This is a genomic window from Microbacterium sp. B24 (assembly GCF_000333415.1).
Taxonomy (GTDB): Bacteria; Actinomycetota; Actinomycetes; order Actinomycetales; family Microbacteriaceae; genus Microbacterium.
This window is the reverse complement of sequence record NZ_BADB01000013.1, coordinates 1-3,486: the sequence shown is the minus strand read 5'-3', so window position 1 is coordinate 3,486 and position 3,486 is coordinate 1. Positions and strand designations below refer to the sequence as shown.

Annotated in this window: 4 protein-coding genes; all 4 read right to left on the bottom strand. The window is 69.4% G+C overall.

Going from position 1 to position 3,486, the window contains the following annotated elements; genetic code table 11:
- Positions 1-82: 82 nt before the first annotated feature.
- A complete protein-coding gene (gene trpS, locus I5I_RS00215) occupies positions 83-1,087 on the bottom strand; it encodes a tryptophan--tRNA ligase (protein WP_083867881.1) in 1,005 nt (334 codons plus the stop codon).
- Between the two features lie 67 nt (positions 1,088-1,154).
- Complete coding sequence (locus I5I_RS00210; RefSeq protein ID WP_036314800.1) at positions 1,155-1,988, bottom strand: exodeoxyribonuclease III; 834 nt, start codon at positions 1,986-1,988, stop codon at positions 1,155-1,157.
- Positions 1,989-2,037: 49 nt separating this feature from the next.
- Positions 2,038-3,225, bottom strand: coding sequence for a YihY/virulence factor BrkB family protein (locus I5I_RS00205; protein ID WP_036314797.1), 1,188 nt, complete (start codon positions 3,223-3,225; stop codon positions 2,038-2,040).
- On the bottom strand, positions 3,222-3,486 hold a 265-nt coding region (locus tag I5I_RS17360; RefSeq protein ID WP_239639969.1), incomplete at its 5' end, for a copper resistance protein CopC. The genes I5I_RS00205 and I5I_RS17360, both read right to left, overlap by 4 nt.

Here is a 3,486-nt window from a genome sequence, read left to right as displayed (position 1 = left end):
CCGGGTGGCATTCCGGGGCGGGATGCCGCGATGAGGCGGAGTTGTGCGCGCCGGACCCCGCGGCAACAGCGCCCCCGAGGGATCAGCCGCGGCGGAGCAGCCCGACCTTCGCGTACACGTCGGCGAGGGTCGCATCGGCGACCTCGGCGGCGCGGTCGGCGTTGGCGGCGAGCACCCGGTCGAGCTCGGCCGGGTCGGACAGCAGGTCGAGCGCCCGGGCACGGACCGGCCCGAACTCGTTCACGACCACCTCCGCGAGCCCCTTCTTGAAGTCACCGTAGCCGCGGCCCGCGTACTCGTCCTCGATCGAGGGGATCTGACGTCCCGTCAGGGCCGCGTAGATCACCAGCAGGTTGGACACCCCGGGCTTGTTCTCCTTGTCGTAGCGGACCACGCCCTCGCTGTCGGTGACGGCGCGCATGATCTTCTTGGCCGACACGGCCGGGTCATCCAGCATCCACAGCACCCCGGCATCCGACTCGGCCGACTTGCTCATCTTGGCGGTGGGGTTCTGCAGGTCGTAGATGCGGGCCGTTTCCTGCTGGATCACCGGCATGGGCATGCGGAAGGTCTGGCCGTAGCGGGAGTTGAAGCGCTCTGCGAGGTCGCGGGTGAGTTCGACGTGCTGCTTCTGGTCGTCGCCTACCGGGACGATGTCGGTCTGATAGAGCAGGATGTCAGCGGCCATCAGCACCGGGTACGTGAACAGACCGACGTTCGTCTGGTCGGCGCCGTACCGCGCCGACTTGTCCTTGAACTGCGTCATGCGGTTCGCCTCGCCGAATCCGGTGATGGTCGAGAGCACCCAGGCGAGCTCGGCGTGGGCGCGCACGTGCGACTGCACGTACAGCGTCGACTTCGACGGTTCGATGCCGGCGGCGATGTACTGCGCCGCCGTGCGCCGGGTCTTCTCCCGCAGCTCCGCCGGATCGTTCGGCTGGGTCAGAGCGTGCAGATCCACGACGGAGAAGAAGGCCTCGTACTCCTCCTGCAGGTCACGCCACTGCAGCAGGGCCCCGATGTAGTTGCCGATCTGAAGGGAGTCGGCGGAGGGCTGCATTCCGGAGTAGAGGCGGGGCCTGGTCATTGTCCAAGTCTAGAGAACGGATGCCGGTGCCCTGCCGTCCGCCGGGGCGACAGCTCCGCCGGACAGTTCAGAACGCGTAGTCGGCCACCACGGGCGCGTGATCGCTCCACCGTGTGTCCCACGAGGGTGCGCGCACGACACGATAGTCGACGACGCGCGCGGCCAACGCCGGCGAGGCGAGGTGGTAGTCGATCCGCCAACCGGTGTCGGTGTCGAACGCCTTGCCGCGGTTCGACCACCACGAGTAGGGGCCGTCGACCTCGCCCGCCCACCGGCGTCCCACGTCGACCCAGCCGAGCCCCGTGCCGGTGGTGCCGTCCGTGCCGACGACCTGTTCGCCTTCGGGGCCCGTGAAGCGGTCGAAGTACGCGCGCTCGCGTGGCAGGAAGCCCGCCTTCTTGACGTTGCCCCGCCAATTGCGGATGTCGAGTTCGCGGTGACCCACGTTGAGGTCGCCCGTGATGAGGGCCAACTCGCCGAGCTTCGGCATCCGGGATTCCATCGCGTCGAGGAACGCGTATTTGGCCACCTGCTTCTCGGTGTCGGCTTCGCCGGTGTGGACATACGCGCTAACGATCGTCACCTTCTCGCCGGCGACGTCGATGTCGGCTTCGACCCAACGTCCGCGGGAATCGAGGGTGTCGTCGCCGAGTTCGATGCGCCAGATGTCGATCGGCTCGCGAGCCGCGATCGCGACACCGGCGCGACCCTTCGCCAGCGCTTCGTCGTTGACGATGTGCCACCCGGGCAGAGCGTCGGCGAGGTGCGTCGCCTCGCCGCGCACCTCCTGCAGAGTCAGCACGTCGACGTCGGCCGTCTCAAGCCACGGGAGCATGCCCTTCCGGGCGGCGGCACGGATGCCGTTGACGTTGACGGAGGCGACGCGCAGGTTTCGGGGCACCCGTCAACCCTAACGAGCGCCGCCGACACGCGACGCGGGTCCGCGGCCCTCAGCCGAGGAGGCCGCGCGGGGGCGGGGGAGCGTCGGCCTCGACCCGCGCGAGGTCGTCTTCGGCGCGCCGGAGCTCACGCGTCTCGTGCCAACGCCGCCACCAGGGTGCTTCGGCGCGCGCGAGGTGGGCGTCGCGCACGCGTACCCGCGCGGCGATCAACAATGCGGCGTGCTCGCGACGCCGCTGCTCGTCCGCCGACAACTGCTCGATGGGCACGTCCGCGTCCTGCGCCGTGAGGGCGACCCATGACGCCGCGACGAGGATCACGATGCCGACCAAACGGAACCAGAGCAGGAATCCGACGAAGACCGAGAAGGTCGCCAGCAGCGGGTTGGAGGGGGAGTAGGAGAGGAGGATTCCAGCCCCGTACTGGAGGACCACCATCGCGGCGCCGCCGAGTGCGGCGCCGGGGACGATCAGCCGCCACCGTAACGAGGTTCCGGTGAGGAAGCGGATCAGCGCCCCGATGGCAGCGGTGTTGATCGCGAAGGCGACCGCCCCCGAGGCGATGCGGCCCGTCACCCACACCCAGTTCGAGTAGCCGGGCCACTGGAACAGCTGGAACAGCAGCTCGATCGCACCCGCAGCGACGCTGGCGAGGATCGCGCCGATCACCAGCGCCAGTCCGAACAGGGCGGCCGCGAAGAAGTCCCTGGCCTTCAACAACACGTAACTGCGGGTGTCGAACGGCAACCCGAAGATGTCGCGCACGGCGCGCCGGGTGAACGTGACGAAGCCGATCGCCGTCCACAGCGCGGCGATGAACGCCACGGCACCCGTGACAGCGAGCACACTCGCCGACTCCTGCGCGATCTGCGCGACGTCGGCTTCGCTCACCAGCCCCTGGCCATTCTCGCGCCCGATGAGGCCCGGGATGTAGAGGTTGAGGATATGGATGAGTCCGGCGATGGCCTGAGCGCTGCCCCCGAGCCAGATGCCGACGATCGCGAAGCCGAAGTAGATCACGGCGAAGATCGCGAACAGGGACTGGTAGCTGATCGCCGCGGCGAGCAGGAACCCGTTGGCGCGCAGGAAATGACGCCAAACGCGGATCGGGAACCACCCGAGCGTCTTGCGCGTGATCTCCGTCGCGCGCTCGATCGGCTCGTCCAGGCGCTCCCGCAGGGGCGACTGCTCCCAGCGCGCACGCCACGCGGCATCCGCGCGTTCCGACGAATCCGTCACCAGATCAGCGTAGCGAGAGCGGATGCCGGGGCGACGGCGGGTGCGGCCGCTGCCCAGTCCTTCCCCGCGCCGTCGGCGACGATGACGGCCGCGCCGATCGTCAGCACGTCGGCCGAGAAGGTGAGCGTCACCTCCGTCGGCGCGCTGTCGAGTGCCGCGCCGGGGCTCGGACTACTCGCCAGCAGCTCGTCGTGAGCCGCGGCCGGCGCAGCGGGCACGAGTACGGCCGCGGCCGCCAGGGTCGCGGCGAGAAGGGCAGCT

Coding starts and splice junctions, on each gene's coding strand:
- trpS (WP_083867881.1), bottom strand. CDS start 1,087: ATGACCAGGCCCCGCCTCTACTCCGGAATGCAGCCCTCCGCCGACTCC.